At 42.7% G+C, this 18,284-nt stretch carries 14 protein-coding genes and 1 pseudogene; 13 read left to right on the top strand and 2 right to left on the bottom strand.

Features of this window, described 5'->3' with window-relative positions; genetic code table 11:
* Window positions 1–4: 4 nt before the first annotated feature.
* Entirely contained in the window at window positions 5–1,240 is a 1,236-nt protein-coding gene (locus CDH51_RS14045; RefSeq protein WP_157807122.1) for a VOC family protein, read from the bottom strand.
* A 196-nt stretch (window positions 1,241–1,436) separates the two neighbouring features.
* On the opposite strand from CDH51_RS14045, the gene CDH51_RS14040 reads away from it, so the two are divergent.
* The 9 genes and pseudogenes from CDH51_RS14040 to CDH51_RS20320 all read left to right on the top strand — a co-directional run bounded on the left by CDH51_RS14040 (window position 1,437) and on the right by CDH51_RS20320 (window position 12,058).
* Window positions 1,437–2,324 carry an ABC transporter ATP-binding protein gene (locus tag CDH51_RS14040; RefSeq protein ID WP_100629129.1) on the top strand — a complete coding sequence of 296 codons (888 nt, stop codon included), beginning with the start codon at window positions 1,437–1,439 and terminating at the stop codon, window positions 2,322–2,324.
* Window positions 2,325–2,333: 9 nt separating this feature from the next.
* On the top strand, window positions 2,334–5,978 hold the full coding sequence (locus CDH51_RS14035; RefSeq protein ID WP_100629128.1) for an ABC transporter permease/M1 family aminopeptidase: 3,645 nt from the start codon (window positions 2,334–2,336) through the stop codon (window positions 5,976–5,978).
* Between the two features lie 189 nt (window positions 5,979–6,167).
* Window positions 6,168–7,943 (top strand): glycoside hydrolase family 9 protein, encoded by a 1,776-nt coding sequence (locus CDH51_RS14030; RefSeq protein ID WP_100629127.1) that lies wholly within the window; start codon window positions 6,168–6,170, stop codon window positions 7,941–7,943.
* A complete protein-coding gene (locus CDH51_RS14025) occupies window positions 7,936–8,661 on the top strand; it encodes a polysaccharide deacetylase family protein (RefSeq protein ID WP_100629126.1) in 726 nt (241 codons plus the stop codon). The genes CDH51_RS14030 and CDH51_RS14025 overlap by 8 nt, the downstream gene beginning before the upstream one ends.
* A gap of 136 nt (window positions 8,662–8,797) precedes the next feature.
* Window positions 8,798–9,535 carry a DUF5715 family protein gene (locus tag CDH51_RS14020; protein WP_157807121.1) on the top strand — a complete coding sequence of 246 codons (738 nt, stop codon included), beginning with the start codon at window positions 8,798–8,800 and terminating at the stop codon, window positions 9,533–9,535.
* A 182-nt stretch (window positions 9,536–9,717) separates the two neighbouring features.
* The gene (locus CDH51_RS14015; RefSeq protein ID WP_100629455.1) at window positions 9,718–11,145 is read left to right on the top strand and encodes a M20 family peptidase; all 1,428 of its coding nucleotides are present in this window, start codon (window positions 9,718–9,720) and stop codon (window positions 11,143–11,145) included.
* A 29-nt stretch (window positions 11,146–11,174) separates the two neighbouring features.
* Entirely contained in the window at window positions 11,175–11,477 is a 303-nt protein-coding gene (locus CDH51_RS14010) for a DUF6922 domain-containing protein (RefSeq protein WP_100629124.1), read from the top strand.
* A pseudogene (locus tag CDH51_RS20425) lies at window positions 11,432–11,569 on the top strand (nucleotidyl transferase AbiEii/AbiGii toxin family protein); the annotation flags it as partial. The gene CDH51_RS14010 and the pseudogene CDH51_RS20425, both read left to right, overlap by 46 nt.
* Before the next feature lie 135 nt (window positions 11,570–11,704).
* On the top strand, window positions 11,705–12,058 hold the full coding sequence (locus tag CDH51_RS20320; RefSeq protein WP_232724817.1) for a nucleotidyl transferase AbiEii/AbiGii toxin family protein: 354 nt from the start codon (window positions 11,705–11,707) through the stop codon (window positions 12,056–12,058).
* Here CDH51_RS20320 and CDH51_RS14000 read toward each other — a convergent pair.
* Window positions 12,050–12,916 (bottom strand): AraC family transcriptional regulator, encoded by an 867-nt coding sequence (locus CDH51_RS14000; protein ID WP_100629122.1) that lies wholly within the window; start codon window positions 12,914–12,916, stop codon window positions 12,050–12,052. The two genes, CDH51_RS20320 and CDH51_RS14000, sit on opposite strands and share 9 nt — an antisense overlap.
* Window positions 12,917–13,076: 160 nt before the next feature.
* Between CDH51_RS14000 and CDH51_RS13995 the strand changes: the two genes are divergently transcribed.
* From CDH51_RS13995 to CDH51_RS13980, 4 genes are all read left to right on the top strand, one after another.
* Window positions 13,077–13,967: a dihydrodipicolinate synthase family protein gene (locus CDH51_RS13995; protein WP_100629121.1), complete on the top strand. Its 891-nt coding sequence runs from the start codon at window positions 13,077–13,079 to the stop codon at window positions 13,965–13,967.
* A gap of 240 nt (window positions 13,968–14,207) precedes the next feature.
* Complete coding sequence (locus CDH51_RS13990; protein ID WP_100629454.1) at window positions 14,208–15,653, top strand: aldehyde dehydrogenase (NADP(+)); 1,446 nt, start codon at window positions 14,208–14,210, stop codon at window positions 15,651–15,653.
* 186 nt (window positions 15,654–15,839) lie between these two features.
* Window positions 15,840–16,844, top strand: coding sequence for a 4-hydroxyproline epimerase (locus tag CDH51_RS13985; RefSeq protein ID WP_100629120.1), 1,005 nt, complete (start codon window positions 15,840–15,842; stop codon window positions 16,842–16,844).
* Between the two features lie 80 nt (window positions 16,845–16,924).
* Complete coding sequence (locus tag CDH51_RS13980; protein WP_100629119.1) at window positions 16,925–18,172, top strand: NAD(P)/FAD-dependent oxidoreductase; 1,248 nt, start codon at window positions 16,925–16,927, stop codon at window positions 18,170–18,172.
* Window positions 18,173–18,284: the final 112 nt, after the last annotated feature.

The raw sequence follows: 18,284 nt of genomic DNA, 5'->3' as shown, positions 1-18,284 counted from the left end.
CTAATTAAAAACGAAAGATATAAGAGCCCAAATCCCGGAATGTCCGGTCCGCTCTAACTGAGTCGGCCAAGGTGTTTTTCAAGTATTCTTCCCAACCCTGCGGATCCTGCAAGTCGAATTTTACCTCCACCAACTTCTCCTCGGAAAAGGAATTCATCCCTCGCTTTTCATCCACCAATCCCAAATAGCTATTTTCCGAAACCCGATAAATCTTCGCCCATCCTTGATCTGCATATAATTTCAAGCCCAGATTTTCCATCATAAAGTTCTCCATAGGAAGCATATCTTCATAATACAGCCAAGTAACGGTTGCATAAAAATTCAATTCTTCCCCCAGGCTAGTAGCTTTCGGTTCCAAGCGCTGTAATTCCGGCATCAATACTTCATTCTCGGGATGCTGCCGAAACATTTCAAACTCCAATAAATAGCCTTCCGGGTCTATGGCAACAAATCCATCATGCGCACCTTCCGGATTTTGCTTGAGTGTATATTTGATAGGTATTTTTTCTTCCTGCACATGTGCATACCAGGCTTCCAAATTATCAGTCAAAAGTGCCAAAGCTACGGATTTATTTTCCTGACCAGAGTAAGCCGAACCAGACACGCTTTTCAACACTAGCCTTGAATCTCCTGCTATCTGAAAAGTGGCCGAGTCCTCATTCTCATCAATCAAATTCAATCCCAGTTTATTTTGATAAAATGACTTTGCCCGGTCTAAATCCCGATAGTAAAAACTTAATTCCTGCCCTTGAATACCGAAATCCTCCAAATCCCGAAAGGTGGAATTTGCTTCCAAAAGTTCATTGATTTTCCAGACAGGGTATCCGAGCAATCTTCCGAAACGTCTACTCAAATCCTCCTTGTCTTCCACAGAGTTTGATTCCAAATCACTTTTCAGATTTTGGTAGGATTGGAAGAAAATTGGGTTCTGATAGATGATCAGTACCTCTTTCCCTTCGCTTGCTGCTACAGGGAAAAGGTCCGTTTGAATAAGCGCTGATTCCCGATAATACTGCACTTGGTATTTTTCAGCCAGCCGCTCCATCACAGGGATAAAAAGGTCCATTTCCGCCGAATTCATAGGTGGACTAAGAGCAATGGGCTTTACACCCGCAGCAACCATTTCTGCAAATGATTCGACCTGACCAGCTTCCTTTTCAAATGACCTGCTTTGACAGGAAAAAAGGATTAGACCTAGAATCAGAAAGTAGAAAAGTGGCCTGAATTTGTAATTAATCATGGTTTTTTTCTTTTCAGTCCTTCTAGTTAAAAAATAATCTGAAAACCAATGCATCCATTCTCCTAAAATCCGCATCTAAAACCCAAAGGCCACAAAATAGTATTTTTAAAAATACTTAAAAATCAATTCTTTATATTGAAAAGACATTAAAACAAATCTTCATGCCATCATAACTTTTAACTTAACAGAATAATCCATGGAACTATCGATCAAGAATCTCTCTAAAACTTACCCCAATGGGGTTCAGGCTCTGAACAATGTATCCCTCACCATACCACAAGGAATGTTTGGTCTCCTTGGTCCAAACGGTGCAGGAAAATCCACCTTGATGCGTACACTTGCAACCCTACAGGAAGCCGATTCAGGCACAGTCACACTTGATGGAATTGACGTCCTGAAGGACAAACAATCCGTAAGAGAGCGTCTTGGCTACCTACCACAAGATTTTGGTTTATACCCAAGAATCAATGCAGAGACGATGCTTGACCACATCGCTCAAATGAAGGGTGTAGGAAATAAGGCAGAGCGAAAGGAACTCGTTGCTTCACTACTAAACCGAGTCAACTTGTACAAGCATCGAAAGAAAGGTCTCGGCACCTATTCCGGTGGAATGAGGCAACGATTTGGGATTGCCCAAGCACTAGTAGGAAATCCAAGTCTTATTATTGTCGATGAACCAACAGCAGGTCTTGATCCTTCCGAGCGAAATCGATTCTACAATTTACTTTCAGAATTAGGTGAAAATACAATTGTAATTCTTTCAACTCACATCGTAGAAGATGTCAATACACTTTGTTCCAATATGGCCATCATCTGTACCGGAGAGGTACTCATGCAAGGCACGCCTAAAGAAGGACTTGCTCAGGTGAATGGAAAAATCTACCAAAAATCGATCGATAAGTCGGAATTGGAACACTACCGTGAAGAATATCAAGTAATCTCCACCAAGCTAATTGCAGGGAAATTGAGCTTAAGAGTGGAAAGTGACACAGACCCGGGCAATGGCTTTGAAAGTACTCCCGCCGACCTTGAGGACGTTTATTTTAGCTTCATTTCCAAGAAAGTAGATCCGATCACTATTTAATCTATCGCCATGTTTAAGGATATCTTTCTTTTCGAACTCAAATATCGTTTTGGAAGACCGGCAACTTGGATTTACTTCTTCCTCTTGCTGGTCGTCGCTGCTTTGCTTATTGGTTCGGGTAATACTCCTGCTTCCGAAAAAGTCTTTCACAATGCACCAATTGTTATCGCCAACCTGCTTCTTCTGATATCAATTTTCGGAATCCTGATTGCTTCTGCCGTTATGGGTGTTCCGCTATACCGAGATTTAGAACACAAAACCGGAACCTTTCTGTTTAGCTATCCGATCACCAAGTCCGGATATTTTATGGGTAGATTTTGGGGTTCCTTTGTGACCCTAATGTTCATTTCTTCCGGCGCACTCATCGGGGTTTATTTGGGCAGTATTTTAGGTCCTCTTTTTGGAACAGAAGCTGAGCGATACGGTCCAAACTCCCTGATCAATTACCTCCATCCTTGGCTCACACTTCTTTTGCCAAACCTCTGGCTTGCGGGATCTTTATTTTTCGCACTGATCGTATTTACTCGAAATATCCGCTCGATCTATTCAGGAGGTATCGTAGTTTTCATCATTTACCTACTGGCAAACTTTCTATCTCAGGATATCGAAAACAAGGATCTTGTACAGCTCATCGATCCCTTTGGAGTGAATACCTTTAATCTTCAAACTCGCTACCTAACCCCTTACGAGCAAAACAGCTTTTTCCTTCCCTTGGAGGGTAATCTTTTACTCAATCGACTTCTTTGGGTGAGCATAGGATTGGCCTTGTTTATTGCAGCTTATGCCCGGTTTAGCTTTAATTACTTCTTTCAAACTTCCCAAAAGAAAACCAAGGAAAAGCAAGAGGAGGAATCTAATTACTTCCTTAAAAAACTTGATGTCATCACTGACTTTTCGAAAAAGTATCAATGGAACAGCCTAAAAACCTTGACAAAAATTGAAGTCCAAAACATCACCAAAGATGTCTACTTCCGATCTATTTTGTTGGGCGGATTGATTTTCCTGGTTCTGGATTTTTGGATTGGGATCACTCTGTATAGTGTACCAAATTACCCCTCCACTTCCTTTCTGATGGAGTTTAAAACCTTTGATTATAATCTCTTTGTATTCATCATCATTGTGTTTTTTACAGGGGAAGCCCTGCATCGAGACCGATCTACGGGTTACTCCATCATCAATGATACCTTTCCGGTGCGAGACAGTGTGATAATCTCCTCCAAATTCCTCGGAATGGCATTTATTTGTCTGATTCTGACTACTGTGCCAATCTTTGTTGGGATTCTAATTCAGACACTCAAGGGCTATTTCAATTATGATCTAAAGGTATATCTGATCGACAGCTACCTGATCTCACTACCCGACTACCTGCAAATGGTCCTACTGGTTTTTGCAGTTCATGTAGTAGTGAACAATAAATTTGCAGGACATGCAGCCGCTATCGGTATTTGGTTGGTGATGCTCATCTTAAGGAATTTTGCAGATTATAACTTCAATCTCTTTTTCTACAGCTACAAACCGGGCTACACTTGGAGTGACATGAATGGACTGGGCCATTTCGGTACATCCTTGTTTTGGTTTAACCTGTATTGGACAGCATGGGGAATCTTCCTAGTGTTATTCTTCAGCATTTTCTTCAGTAGAGGCACAGAAAACACTTGGAAAAGCCGTTGGCAAATCGCCAAATCAAGACTTTCCAAACCAGCCCCTAGGTTATCCTTTGTATTCTTACTCATTGCCTTAGCTTCTGGCGGATATATTTTCAACAATGTCGTCTACAAAAACAATTATAGAACCTCAGATGAAAACACAATCCGATCTGTAGCCTATGAAAAGCAATTGAAAAAGTACGAGGGAATACCTCAACCTAAATTCACGAAAATCAATATTCAGGCTGATCTGTTTCCGATGGAACGCAAAGCAGATTTCCTGGCCGAAGTAGAGCTGGTTAATAAAACAGACAGCCCGATTGATTCAATCCACTTCAATTCCACCTCCTTAAGTGATTTCAAGGTTATTCTAGGTGGTGACACGCTTGATCATCGTTTTCCTTTAGAGTACGAACCAAACAAGTTTCAAATTTTTGGAAAAAAGGCGGAGCGGGAATGGTATAAAATTACTGCACTACCCGAGCCAATGATGCCTGGAGACACCTTACAATTCACCATTGTCAGTGAGGCTGGATATAGTGGCTTCCCGAATTCTGGATATCAACGTGAAATCATCTACAATGGCACATTCTTCTCCGGTGGAGTGCCTGAGATCGGATACAATGCACAGGCAGAGATCTCCTCAGATGAGGATAGAAGAAAATACGATCTGCCAGAAAAACCAGAAGATTTACCTCCGCATGATGACCCTGTTGGTAGGTCTACTCTGCTATTTGCAGACGATGCCGACTTTATCCAATTTGAAGCTGTAGTCAGTACAGTCCCTTCTCAAATCGCAGTAGCACCGGGTTACTTACAGCGAGAATGGGAAGAAAATGGACGACGTTACTTTCATTATATTCAAGACACTCCTATTCAGGCCTTTTTCACATTTGTATCAGCCGAATACGAGGTACTTCGAGATGAGGCAGAATTACCCGATGGACAAAAAGTCGATATAGAGATCTTCTATGACAAGCAACACGCATATAACCTAGATCGCTTTCTGCAATCCTATAAAGATGGCTTGACTTACTTCTCAGAAACCTATGGCAACTTCCAATTCCGTCAAATGCGGCTTTTAGAGTTTCCGCGCTATGCAGGATTTGCTCAGTCCTTTCCAAATACGGTTCCATTTTCGGAGGATTTTGGATGGGTAGCTTACTTCTCAGATCCTAATGATTTTGATTACGTCTACTACGTTACTGCGCACGAATTGGCGCATCAGTGGTGGGGACATCAGATTACTCCAAACTATACTCGGGGATCCAATTTGATATCCGAAGCTTTGGCAGAATTTTCAGCTTTGATCTTGACAGAAAGAAGATATGGAAAGGATAATATGAAGCGGTTCCTAAAAAGTGAATTGGATAATTACCTCCGAGGAAGATCCAATGAAAGCAAAAAGGAAAATGTCTTCATCAATTGCAATCGAGCCTACCAGTGGTATTACAAGGGATCATTGATTCTTTACGGATTGAGAGATTTGATAGGTCCTGAAGCTATGGACTCTGCCTTATATAAATTCAATCAAGATTTTGGATTGAGACAAGAACCTCCCTTCCCCGGAAGCTCAGATTTATATAATTATTTGGCGGAAGCCACTCCAGATAGCCTAATGTATTATCTGGACGATACTTGGAATAAAATCACACTTTATGATAATCGAGCTGAGGAAGTGACCGCTACTAAGGTGGCTGAGGGTGAATATGACATCACTTTAAACATACGCTCTCAGAAGCTTTATGCTGATGAGACAGGAAGAGAATCAGATGCTGAATACGAGGCAGATTACATCGATATCGGAATCTTTGCCGAAGATGATACCGATGAAAATGGACGAACCCGAGTCAACCCGCTATACATTCAAAAGCATAAGATCAAACCTGGGCAAAGCACCATCACTGTACGGGTGAAAGGAGAACCAGCCAAAGCTGGAATTGATCCTTACAATAAATTGATCGATCGAATTCCTGATGACAATACTGTCACGGTAGAAATTGAATAGAAAAATCCTAAAACCTTGAACACTTGCCCCCGAAAAGTTTGAGACTTCTCGGGGGTATTTTTTTCGGAAAAGCTTAAGCGCATTTTCTAGGAAACAAACCCCACTCATGGATAGAGCCAACCAAATGAACAGGAACTATCATTTTCAAAGGTTAAAATTATGTATCATTAAGAAGCAAAAACCCTCACCATGAAACGAATCATCATCCTTTGGATCTTCACTTTTCTATGTTTGTCCCGCAGCATTGCACAGGAAAGCCCCACCATTCGAATCAACCTGGGAGGCTATCCGTCAGACATGCCCAAACAAGCTTTGCTGCTAAGCAATCAAGCTATAAAGAAACCTGTTTTACTTTTAAAAACTTCTTCCGGAGAATTAGTCAAAGCTTTTGAAGGAACTCAAAGTAAATCCTCCTGGCATCCATTTTCCCATTATTACGCCTTTGACTTTTCTGAAGTCTCCCAAAAAGGTAGCTACTACTTTGAAACAAAAAATGGTAAAATTAAAAGTCAAGCATTTCAAATAGGAGCCTACCCTGACTGGCAGGAGGATGTGGTCAGCTTTATTCGTACCCAACGATGCGGATTTAATCCATTTACAGGAGAATTTTGCCATCAACTAGACGGATTGAGCTTTTTTGGACTACGTGAGGACTCCACTCGAATCGATGCTACCGGAGGCTGGCATGACGCCGGGGATCAATTGAAATACCTGATCACAAGTAGTAATACCACAGCCAGGCTACTGATGGCTTATCAAATGGATCCTGATGGGTATATGGATCAAGTCAATGCAATGGGATTACCGGGACCAAACCAACTTCCCGACATCCTTGATGAGGCAAAATGGGGTCTGGAGTGGATCTTAAAGCTGCATCCTAGTCCCAATGAGCTCTACCATCAAGTAGCCGATGACCGAGATCACCGGGGATTCAAGCTCCCTCATGAAGAAAATGCGGATTATGGATGGGGACCAAACAGCTTCCGTCCTGCCTATTTCGCTACAGGCGCACCGCAAGGCCTTTCCAAGTACCAAAGCCAAGCCACAGGAATCGCCAACCTTGCCGGAAGATCGGCTGCTACATTGGTTTTGGGATATGAAGTTTTTAACCAAATCGAAGGCTATGAAGTCTTTGCCCAATCCTGTCTCGAATCCGCTCATTCGCTGTATGAAATGGGAAAAAAGCAGGAAGGATATCAGCAGGGAAATAGTTTTGGTGCACCCTATCGCTATGAAGAAAATACCTGGGCCGATGATATGGAATGGGCTGCTGCCAAATTGTATAAGGTGACCAAAAAACCTGAATTCTTGGAGGATGCACGAAGGTATGGTGATCTCATTGCTGCTTGGTCTTGGATGGAAAGGGACAGTGCCAGTCACTACGAAATGTACCCCTATGTCAATATGGGGCACTATGCGCTATGGCAAGTAGGAGATGAAGAAGACAAGGAAAAAATGGTGAATTACTACGAGCAAAATTTGCAGAAAATTCAAAGTCGAGCAGAACAAAACCCTTATGGAGTGGGTCATTTATTCATCTGGTGCTCCAATAATTTGGCAGCAGCTGTGGCGACGCAAGCAATGCTCTATGAAGAAATGACCGGGTCGAAAAAATATCGTCCTCTTCTACAAAACCATGTCAATTGGCTATTGGGATTAAATCCTTGGTCGAGTAGTATGATTACCGAAATTCCTGAAAATGCCGACACCCCAGTGGATGTACACATGCCCTTTTGGAAAATTTTGAATAAATCAGTCAAGGGAAGTTTGGTCGATGGACCCTTATGGTCCACTATTCATCAGCAGATGCTAGGAATCAGCCCTTCGAGTCCGGATGAGTATGCACATTTGCAGCCTCAGCATATCAAATATTTGGATGATTGGGCTGATTATAGCACCAATGAACCCACTTTGGATGGATCAGCAGAGCTACTTTTGATTCTCAAATTTCTCAGCAATGAGTAAGATCGTGCTCCTTATTCTGGTTTTGGCATTTCACCAACTCAGCTTTGCTCAAAGCCTTTATGATCAAGAAGGGGCTTTGATCAGATCCGACACCTTGAAAAAGGAGATTTACCTATGCTTCACCGGTCATGATTACTTTGAAGGATTTGAGGAAGTATTGGGTGTGCTAGCGCAAAATGAGGTACAAGCTTCTTTTTTTCTCACAGGGGACTTTATCAGAAATCACCAAAGCCTAACCCAAAAAATAGATCGCCAAGGTCATTTCGTCGGGGCACATTCAGACAAACATTTACTCTACTGCGACTGGAATCGTCGAGACAGTCTTCTGCAATCTGAAGCAGAAATAAAGCAGGATATTCTGGATAATTTAAGTGAATTAAATGCACTGAAAATATACCCCGATTACTTTATGCCGCCTTACGAATGGTATAACAAACAGGTGGTGGAAATAGCCAGAGAATTGGGTCAAATCACAGTAAACTTCAGCCCTGGCACCCGCTCGAATGCGGATTATACTACTCCTGATATGCCCAATTATCTAGACTCTGATACTATTTTGAAAAGTATTTATGATCGAGAAGATCAATCAGGACTTCAGGGCTTTCACCTACTAATTCACCCGGGCACAAGCCCCCTGAGAAAAGACAAACTCTACCATCATTTGGCCGACCTGATTCAGGAACTGAATAATCGAGGCTATTCATTTCGAAGGTTTTAGACTTTTCAATCGAGGATTGAATAAAAAGACCTAGCAATAATTCAATCCGCTGAACCGTTGATAGATAAAGGTTTGGCTGAGTTTTTTTCATTCCTTATCTTCCGACCTCACCCTAAATAAGCGCAAAACTATTCGCATGAAGAAAACCACCCTGTTCTTCGTATTTTCATTTCTATCGCTCTTTTCACTTGGCACCCTTGCCATGGTCAGTTACCGACCGACTCTCAAAAAACAACTTTCTGAAACGTATGTCAGTCTTTTGAACTTTGCGGGAGAAAGCAATGACCCTGAGGAAATTGTGATTATTGAACCAATAGCTATTCCGGAGGAAATCTTTATTGTCCCGGATTTAAAGGACTACAGAGCGAGACTGCGTAAGGACCATTATTCCAATCACCTATCTGCTGCGGAGGAAAACGGTTCAGGTCTTATCATGGATGAAAAGGGGCTTTTTCAGTTGGTGGAAGAAGGAGCTTTAGTAGAAGTAAATTCTGGAAAAGGCTATGAAGTGGAAAAGCTCACTCATAGTCATCCTTACCTCACTCCTGAGGCAAAAAAAGTATTAGATCAAATCGGTGAAACCTATCAAGCCCTAGCCGGTGGCGACAGTTTTATTACCGTCACTTCAGGTACACGAACTATCGAGCAGCAAAAGAAATTGGGCCGTAGAAACCGGAACGCTACAAAAGGAAATAGCTCTCATTCCTATGGCCTTTCTTTTGATATTTCCTATATCCGATTTAATGGAGAGAAGTCCTGGGATTGGAAAAAGCTAAAGCAATTAGAAAAGGTACTGAGCCATTTTCAAAAGCAAAACAAGATCTACGTAATCAAGGAAAGAAAGCAAAACTGCTTTCATATAACCGTTCGTTAAAAAGCTTCTGAATTTAATTCAAGCATACTTTATGACCTGATACAATCTCCTTTCTTTGATTTTTCACTACCCTAAAATGAATTCGAGCGAAATGTCCAATTAAAATCGAAGGACCAAATCCCTTTGCCAACTCTTTTTTGACTATTTTCACTTTCTTGATTTTCCCGGTAAATCCTACTCCTATGAAAAAAATCCTATTTGGCCTATTGGGTGCATTAGTCCTTTTGGTAGCCGTTATTTTATTTAATACCCTGACAATGAACTCCAAGCAGGTAGTTGTAGACCCACTACCTGAGGTAGCTATTTCGGATAAGGTTTACGAAAACCTCTCAAAAGCTATTCAATTCAAGACCATCTCATTTAACGAAAATACACCGCCCGACTCAGCCGAGTTTCACGGGTTTCATGCCTTTTTGGAAGAGACCTTCCCTTTGACTCATGCCAATTTGAGCTTGGAGAAAATCAGTGATTACACCTTGCTTTACAAGTGGGAAGGAAGTGACCCGGAGAAGAAGCCCTTGATTCTTATGTCACATCAGGATGTAGTTCCAGTGGATGAGCCCACATTGATGGACTGGGAAGCGCCACCTTTTTCCGGCCAAATCACCGAATCCCATATAATTGGACGAGGAACTATGGATGATAAGGGAACCCTAATTGGAGTATTGGAAGCGGTGGAAATGCTACTCGGGGAATCTTTTCAACCTACCAGAACCCTTTATATTGCATCAGGACATGATGAGGAAATAGGGGGAGCAAACGGAGCTGCGAAGGTGGCTGAATACCTGAAATCGAAAGGAGTCCAAGCAGCGATGACCATAGACGAAGGAGGATTTATTACGGAAGGCTTGATTCCAGGCATTGAGAAACCAGTAGCTGTCATCAACCTCTCAGAAAAAGGATATGCTACTTTCAAATTAACGGTTGAAACAAAGGGTGGACATAGTTCAGCACCTCCACGAGAAAACACCATCGGTATATTAGCCCAAGCCATTGTCGACTTGGAAAACAATCAATTGCCTTATAAAATGGTCACTCCACTTGATTATCAGGTTGAATATTTGGGACCTGAATTACCATTTTTCCTGCGAATGGCCTTTGCCAATTCCTGGCTACTGAAGGGACCTATCCTTGAGGGTCTAAATGCTCATACGACTACAGCTCCGACTATTATTTCCGGTGGAATCAAAGACAATGTCATCCCTACCGTAGCTGAGGCAAGGGTGAACTTCCGAATCCTGCCTAGTGAAAATATCGAATCCGTCAAAGCCCACATCGAAAACACCGTATCAGATCTGGTCAAAGTGGAGCTTGAAGGATTTGCTACCAATCCCTCGCCAGTATCGGGTATTGACTCAGAGGAATACAAAACGCTGGAAAGAACCATCCGAGGAATGTTTCCGGAGACAATTGTCATTCCCAGCATGATTGGAGGAGGTACGGATGCCCGCTATTTCTATGAGATTTCGGATGAGGTCTATCGCTTTTATCCGCTTCGAATGGACTCCACAAGCCTTACAAGATTTCATGGAATCGACGAAAAAATCGGAAAGGAAAATTATAAGGAAATTATTGAGTTTAGTTACCAATTGATTAAGGCAATGCAATAAGCCTGATTAATTTTGATTACTTTCAAGGTATGGAGGAAAGGAAGAAACCGATTTTTGATAAGCGCATCTTTTGGGATGTCAACTTCGAAAACCTGGATTATGACAAAAAGTACAAGTTTGTCATCGAACGGGTTTTTGAGCGAGGTGATGTCCCTGATATCCGCAATTGTCGAAGGTACTACGGAGATGATCTTATTCGAGAAGTGCTATTGAATGCTAAGTTTTTATCGAAAACGACACTTTATTTAGCTGCTGCGGTGGTTGACAGACCTATAGAAGATTTCAGATGTTACAAACTCAGACAGTCGAACCCAGAACTTCATCCTTATTAAAAGAACTCTCTTCTCTTTCATTCTTAGGGGATTTTGGATTAGTTGGAGGTACTGCTTTGTCGTTAAAATTTGGGCACAGAATTTCAATTGATCTTGATTTATTTTCGCACAAAAAATTTGAGAACGAGTCACTAATTGAATATTTGAAAAATCATTTTGGACCAAGGCTAGAAATTAGAACCAGCCCGCCTCTAATAGGAATTTTTTGCTTTATAGACCAAATCAAAGTGGACCTTGTAAAACATCCTCACCCTCTAATTGGTCCAATAGAAACGATTGAAGGCATTCGGTTTTTCTCCGATCAAGACATCATGGCAATGAAAATCCAAGCCATTCTTGGCCGAGGGAAAAAGAAAGACTTTTGGGATATCGCGGAACTTCTTAAGCATTATGAAGTAGCTGATTTTATCAAAAACCACCAAGAAAAATATCGCACCCAAAACCTTTTGATTTCAGTACCCCAAGCCATGCTTTACTTCGAAGATGCGGCTGAAGATGAGGATCCGGTCAGTTTACAAGGCCAATCCTGGAATTCAATCAAAAAATTTATTCAAAAGAAAGTCACCCAATTTCTACAATGATTTTCGGAAAACTTTGGGCGGCATCCCTGTCAGATTTTTAAAACTCCTATTGAAATAAGACAGATTCTCAAAGCCCACCTGATAGGCAATCTCAGAAATCCCCAAATCTGTCTCCTGAAGGAGCTTCTGTGCTTCATTGATTCGAAGTTGGAGCAAATACTGAGTAAAGGTCTTTCGAGTTCGTAGCTTAAAATAGCGACAAAATGCCTCCTTCGAGAGGTTGGCAACGGCAGCCGTCTCATCCAAACTAATCTTATGAAAACGACGATCAAGCAAATACTGCATCACCCGATTCATTCGACTCCCATCTTTCTCCGAAAGCCCCTGCAAAAGACCATCCTGATTTAATCTTTGGAGATCACCCTTGGCCTCATCCAAAAGACTCAGCAGTTGAACGGCTAGTTGAAAGCGTTTCAATCCAACTGTATTTCCGAAAACTTCTAGTAAGCCAATGATTTTTTCCTGTGTTTCACCTTTCACCTGAAAACACAAACCCGCGTATTCCCGAAATCTTTGAAGAGGCGAAAGCTCTTCTAGATCTCCAATCGCTCGACCCAATGCATCGAAGTCAAAAAAAACAGTCCTCCCCTCAGAGTGCAAATCTAACCCTTCCTCGAAATACTCCGGATCACTTCGAAAAACATGCGGAACATTTTCACCCAAAAAAAATAAATCTCCAGCTGAAAATCTCCCTACATAGTCCCCACTCAAGAATTGTCCTTTTCCATCCAAAATGTAGGTCAATTGTAGGAGAGGGTGCTGATGGAGCCTGTCATAAAAAGTCTTTCCACTGTCCTCCTGATAGCGGACAAACTCTTTTTGGGATTTGGGAACTTGAAAGGAAATTACCTTTGCCATATCTCAAATTAATATGAAATTCACTAAAAAAATTCGATTCAGCCCAATTATGATCAATATAGTATTAGAATGAAGTAACCCTGTGAAAGATTTTCCTCCACACATCTTATACTTTTGAATAAAAATCTCAGTGCCCCAAGTGGTAAAAAATTAAAAAACTATGAACTGGAAAGGCGTATTCCCAGCTGTCACTACGAAATTCCATGCAGACGGAAGTCTGGACATGGATCTCTTTTTCAAAAACCTGGACTACCAATTGGAGTCGGGAGTACACGGAATCATATTGGGTGGAACTTTGGGTGAAAGCTCTGTACTATCTCAGGAGGAGAAAATTACGCTTACCCGGGAAACTGTTAATCATCTTCAGGGAAAAGTCCCTGTAATCCTCAACATCGCCGAAGGAGCGACGCAGGATGCGCTGTTTTGGGCAAAAAAAGCAGAGGAACTAGGAGCTTCCGGATTGATGATCCTTCCGCCTATGCGCTACGCAGCGGACGCACGCGAAGTCGTCACCTATTTCAAAACGGTCTCCAAATCCACCCAATTACCCATGATGATTTACAACAATCCCGTGGACTACAAGACCTTGGTGACCATCGATATGTTTGCCGAGCTCGCGGAATGCGAAAACATCCAAGCCATCAAAGAATCTACACGGGATATCTCAAATGTCACCCGAATGATCAATCGCTTTGGAGATCGCTATCAAATTCTCTGCGGCGTAGATACCTTAGCCATGGAGGAATTACTGATGGGTGCCGTAGGATGGGTCGCTGGATTGGTTTGTGCCTTTCCCAAGGAAACTGTGACTATTTTTAATCTAGTTCAAGAGGGAAAAATCGAAGAAGCTCGGGAAATCTACCGATGGTTTTTACCATTGCTTGAACTCGACATTCATCCAAAATTGGTTCAATATATCAAACTAGCCGAACAACACTGTGGCATCGGTTCTGAGCATGTCCGTGCCCCTCGATTGACACTGATCGGTGAAGAGCGGGAAAGAATTGAGAAAATCATTTTGGATGGGATCAAAAATCGCCCGTTATTATAAATTATACAGTGGAAATACAATTGAGATATGAGATTGGCTCAAAAGGTTTTCGTCATTGCGAACGAAGTGAAGTAATCTATTCTGATTAAATTTTAATCAATATGGAGATAGCTTCTCCCGACCTTGTCGGAATCGCGATGACGGAACACAATTCTTTTTAGCCAATCTCGAAATATGCCGCACCGCTTGCGGGATTTATTTCAAAGTATTTCAATAGTATTTCTAAAAAATCAAAAAATCATGAACCTAGACAATCTTTTCAACGCAGCACAAGAAGCATTTCTTTTCTATAAAAATATCTCTGGACGGGAGAAATCAGATTTTTTGACGAACCTAGCAGAGATCCTAGAAGCAAATAGATCCGAAATCGTATCCCTTGCCGTGGTAGAATCCAATCTACCGGATGGAAGAATCAATGGTGAACTAGGCAGAACAGTGGGGCAAATCCGACTTTTCGCCAATCTGGTTAAGGAAGGAAGTTGGGTAGAAGCCACCGTTGATCCTGCCATGCCGGAGCGCACACCCCTGCCCCGAGCAGATATCCGTCGGATGTTAACACCTTTGGGACCGGTGGTCGTATTTGGTGCGAGCAATTTTCCTTTGGCATTTTCCACCGCAGGTGGAGATACCATTTCTGCTCTAGCAGCAGGTTGTCCTGTGATTTACAAAGCGCACCCTGCCCATCCCGAAACTTCCAAAAAAGTAGCTGACTGCATCCATCAAGCCATCTCAAAGAGCAATCTTCCGCAAGCGCTCTTTACGCATGTAGAAGGTGGAATTGCGGAAGGACAAGCTTTAGTCAAGCATCCATTGGCAAAAGCCGTCGCCTTTACCGGTTCACATACCGGAGGGAAAGCCTTATTCGACCTAGCCAATCAGCGAGAAGAACCCATTCCGGTTTTTGCAGAGATGGGTTCGGTTAATCCGATTTTCTGCTTTCCTCAAAAACTGAAAAATGATAATGATGCACTTGCAAAAGCTTTCGTGGGTTCCTTGACCTTGGGTGTAGGGCAATTTTGCACGAATCCAGGTTTGATTTTCGTCCCCAAAGACCAAGCTGGAGCATTTGAAAAAGCCATTGCCGAAGAGATGAATGACATCGCTTCTGCCCCCATGCTGCACCCGGGAATAGCGGAGGCTTATTACAATTCTCTGCAGTTTCTCCAATCGAGAGAGGAACTTCGATGGGTCAAAGTAGCTGATGCACAGCACCTGATCAACGGTAGCACGGCTTTGGCGGAGATCAAAGCAAGTGACTGGTTGAAAGATTCTGTTTTCCAACAGGAAGTCTTTGGAGCTTTCGCGATGATGGTAATTTATGAAAGTGAGGCTGAACTACAGGAAATCGCAAAGCATTTACATGGTCAGTTGACCATCACGGTGTGGGCAGAATCTGAGGAACTCAAGAATCAGCTTTTTCTGATCAACCTACTGGAAGAGAAGTGTGGTCGACTTCTTTTCAAGGGAGTGCCAACCGGAGTGGAAGTTGGTCATGCCATGCAGCACGGAGGACCTTACCCATCTACAACGGATGCACGAAGCACTTCCGTCGGCGCCTATGCGATTAAGCGCTTTGCCCGACCGATCGCCTTTCAGGATATGCCACAGGAATTACTCCCGGAAGCTTTGAAGGATGGAAATCCATTGGGGATTTGGAGAATGGTGGATGGAGGATATGAAAAGTAAGAAAATTTGAAAGATACGCTTCGCAAGATATGGCCGAAAAATCGGCCAAGATACAGTCGAATCTCTGTTATCTTGTCCGCATTAGCGGACATATCTTACTTATCTGCGTAGCTATCTTATTAGCTTAGGCAAAAAAAAATGATTTTCGATTCTATCTTATTCAAAAAAACCTTCTAATCCTCTAAAATGTCATCCCGTCACACTTTTAGTTGCATCGATGCGCATACCTGCGGTAATCCCGTAAGGGTAGTTTCCGGTGGTGTTCCTTTTCTAAAAGGGAAAACTATGTTGGAAAAGCGCCAATATTTTCTTGAAAATTACGATTGGATCCGAACCGGGCTGATGTTTGAGCCACGGGGTCATGATATGATGTCGGGCTCCATGCTATTCCCTCCGCATGATCCGGATAATGATTTTGCCATCCTTTTTATAGAGACTTCCGGTTGCCTTCCCATGTGTGGGCATGGCACCATCGGCACAATTACGATCGCTATCGAAGAGGGATTGATCTATCCAAAAACTCCCGGTTTCTTGCGAATGGAAGCTCCCGCAGGCTTAGTCTTGGTGGAATACAAACAGGAAGGCAAAAAGGTCAAATCAGTTAAACTGACCAATGTCAAAAGTTATTTGGCAGCGGAAAATCTGGAAATCGAGATCGAAGAACTTGGCAAACTGAAAGTGGATGTGGCTTACGGAGGAAACTTCTATTGCATTGTCGATCCGCAGGAAAACTTTCCCGGTTTGGAGCATTTCAAAGCCGAACAACTAATCAGCATGGCCAGAAACCTTCGTTCCAAAATGAATGAGCACTATGACTTTGTCCATCCGGATCATGAAAAAATCCGAGGCCTTTCCCATGTCATGTGGACGGGTGAAACCTTGGACAAGGGCAGTACTGCTCGCAATGCCGTATTTTATGGGGATAAGGCCATAGACCGATCTCCTTGTGGGACCGGCACCTCGGCACGTATGGCTCAGTGGTTTGCCAAAGGGAAGCTGAAGCCCGGAGATGAATTCATCCATGAAAGCTTTATCGGTTCGAAGTTCATCGGAAGGATAGAAGAAGTGACCGAGATCGGAGGGAAAGCAGCTATCGTTCCAAGCATAGAAGGTTGGGCGAAGGTTTACGGATACAATACCATTATTCTAGATGAAGACGATCCTTATGTGCATGGATTTCAAGTAATTTAATTGTACAATGTAGAAAGTACCAAGTACGAAGTATTTCATCGCTTCTTGGTACTTTTTACCTCGTACTTGGTACAGATGTTATGAAACCAACCATCATCATCGGCGGAGGAATAGTAGGACTCTTCACCGCTTATTTCTTGCAGCAGGAAGGCATAGAAGTGAAAGTCATCGACCGCACAGACCTGAAGGACAATTGCTCCACAGGAAATGCGGGCATGATCGTACCCAGTCACATCATCCCACTTGCCGCGCCCGGTATGATTGCCAAGGGGATTTCTTGGATGTTTTCCTCCAAAAGCCCTTTTTACATCCATCCCCGCTTCGATTACAAGCTTTTGCAGTGGAGTTTACTCTTTTTCAAATCTGCCAACCAAAAACAGGTCGAAAAAGCCATTCCTTATCTCAAGAATATCTCCCTGCTTTCGAAGTCCCTCTATTTGTCTTTTCGGGAAAATCACCCGGAGGCAGCCTTGGCTTTTCAGGAAAAAGGTTTGATGATGGTCTATCAGACAGAGGCTGTCGAAAAAGAAGAAATAGAATTTGCTCATGTTGCCAGAAAGCACGGTTTAGCCGCGGAAATCCTCAGCCCTGCCGATATCCAAAGGATCGAACCCAACTTGGAAGTAAAAGCTCGAGGGGCAGTACTTTTTCCCGGTGATGCCCACCTCGACCCGGGTGCTTTGTACAGTTTTCTGAAAACGTATCTGGAAGAAAAAGGAGTCGAATTTCTAACTGAAACCCAAGTATTAGGATTTGAAAAGTCTGGTGAAAAAGTAGAAGCCGTCTTAACTGACAAAGGGAAAATAGAAGCTGAGAAGGTCCTGCTTTGCGGGGGCTCTTGGTCTGGTGAGTTAGCGAAAAAACTAGGATTTTCCCTTCCCATGATGGGTGGAAAAGGGTACTCTTTTATCCAAAAAAACCAGCCTGAAATCAAGCAAGCTAGCATCCTAACCGAAATGAAGGTCGCAGTGAGTCCATATGGAAACAAGATTCGATTTGGAGGTACGATGGAGATTGCAGGCACCAATCAAAAAATCGACATGAAACGAGTAGAGGGAATTTTTGAGTCGATCAACCGTTACTATCCGGACTTTCAAGCGCAATTCCCCAATGAAACCGACATCTGGAAGGGACTTCGGCCCTGCTCCCCGGATGGCTTACCCTACATCGGCCATGCGCCGGGCTATTCCAATGTCTTGGTAGGCAGTGGGCATTCCATGATGGGAATCTCCATGGCACCCGCTACGGGAAGGCTTCTTGCCGAACTCCATCAGCAAAAAGAACCTACAATGGAATTAGGCGGATTTGATGTTGGAAGGTTTAATTAAGTGGCTGATTAGTAAAAATATTGGGCCAAAAATAGTTTCCAATCTTTATGGGTTGGAAGTAGGAAGATGGGAGTTGGAAGCATGTTGCCGATTTGATTTGGATATCTAATCT

This window comes from Algoriphagus formosus (assembly GCF_002807035.1).
GTDB lineage: Bacteria > Bacteroidota > Bacteroidia > Cytophagales > Cyclobacteriaceae > Algoriphagus > Algoriphagus formosus.
Note: the sequence above shows the minus strand (reverse complement) of the source record. Positions and strands in the feature narration are given on the sequence as shown.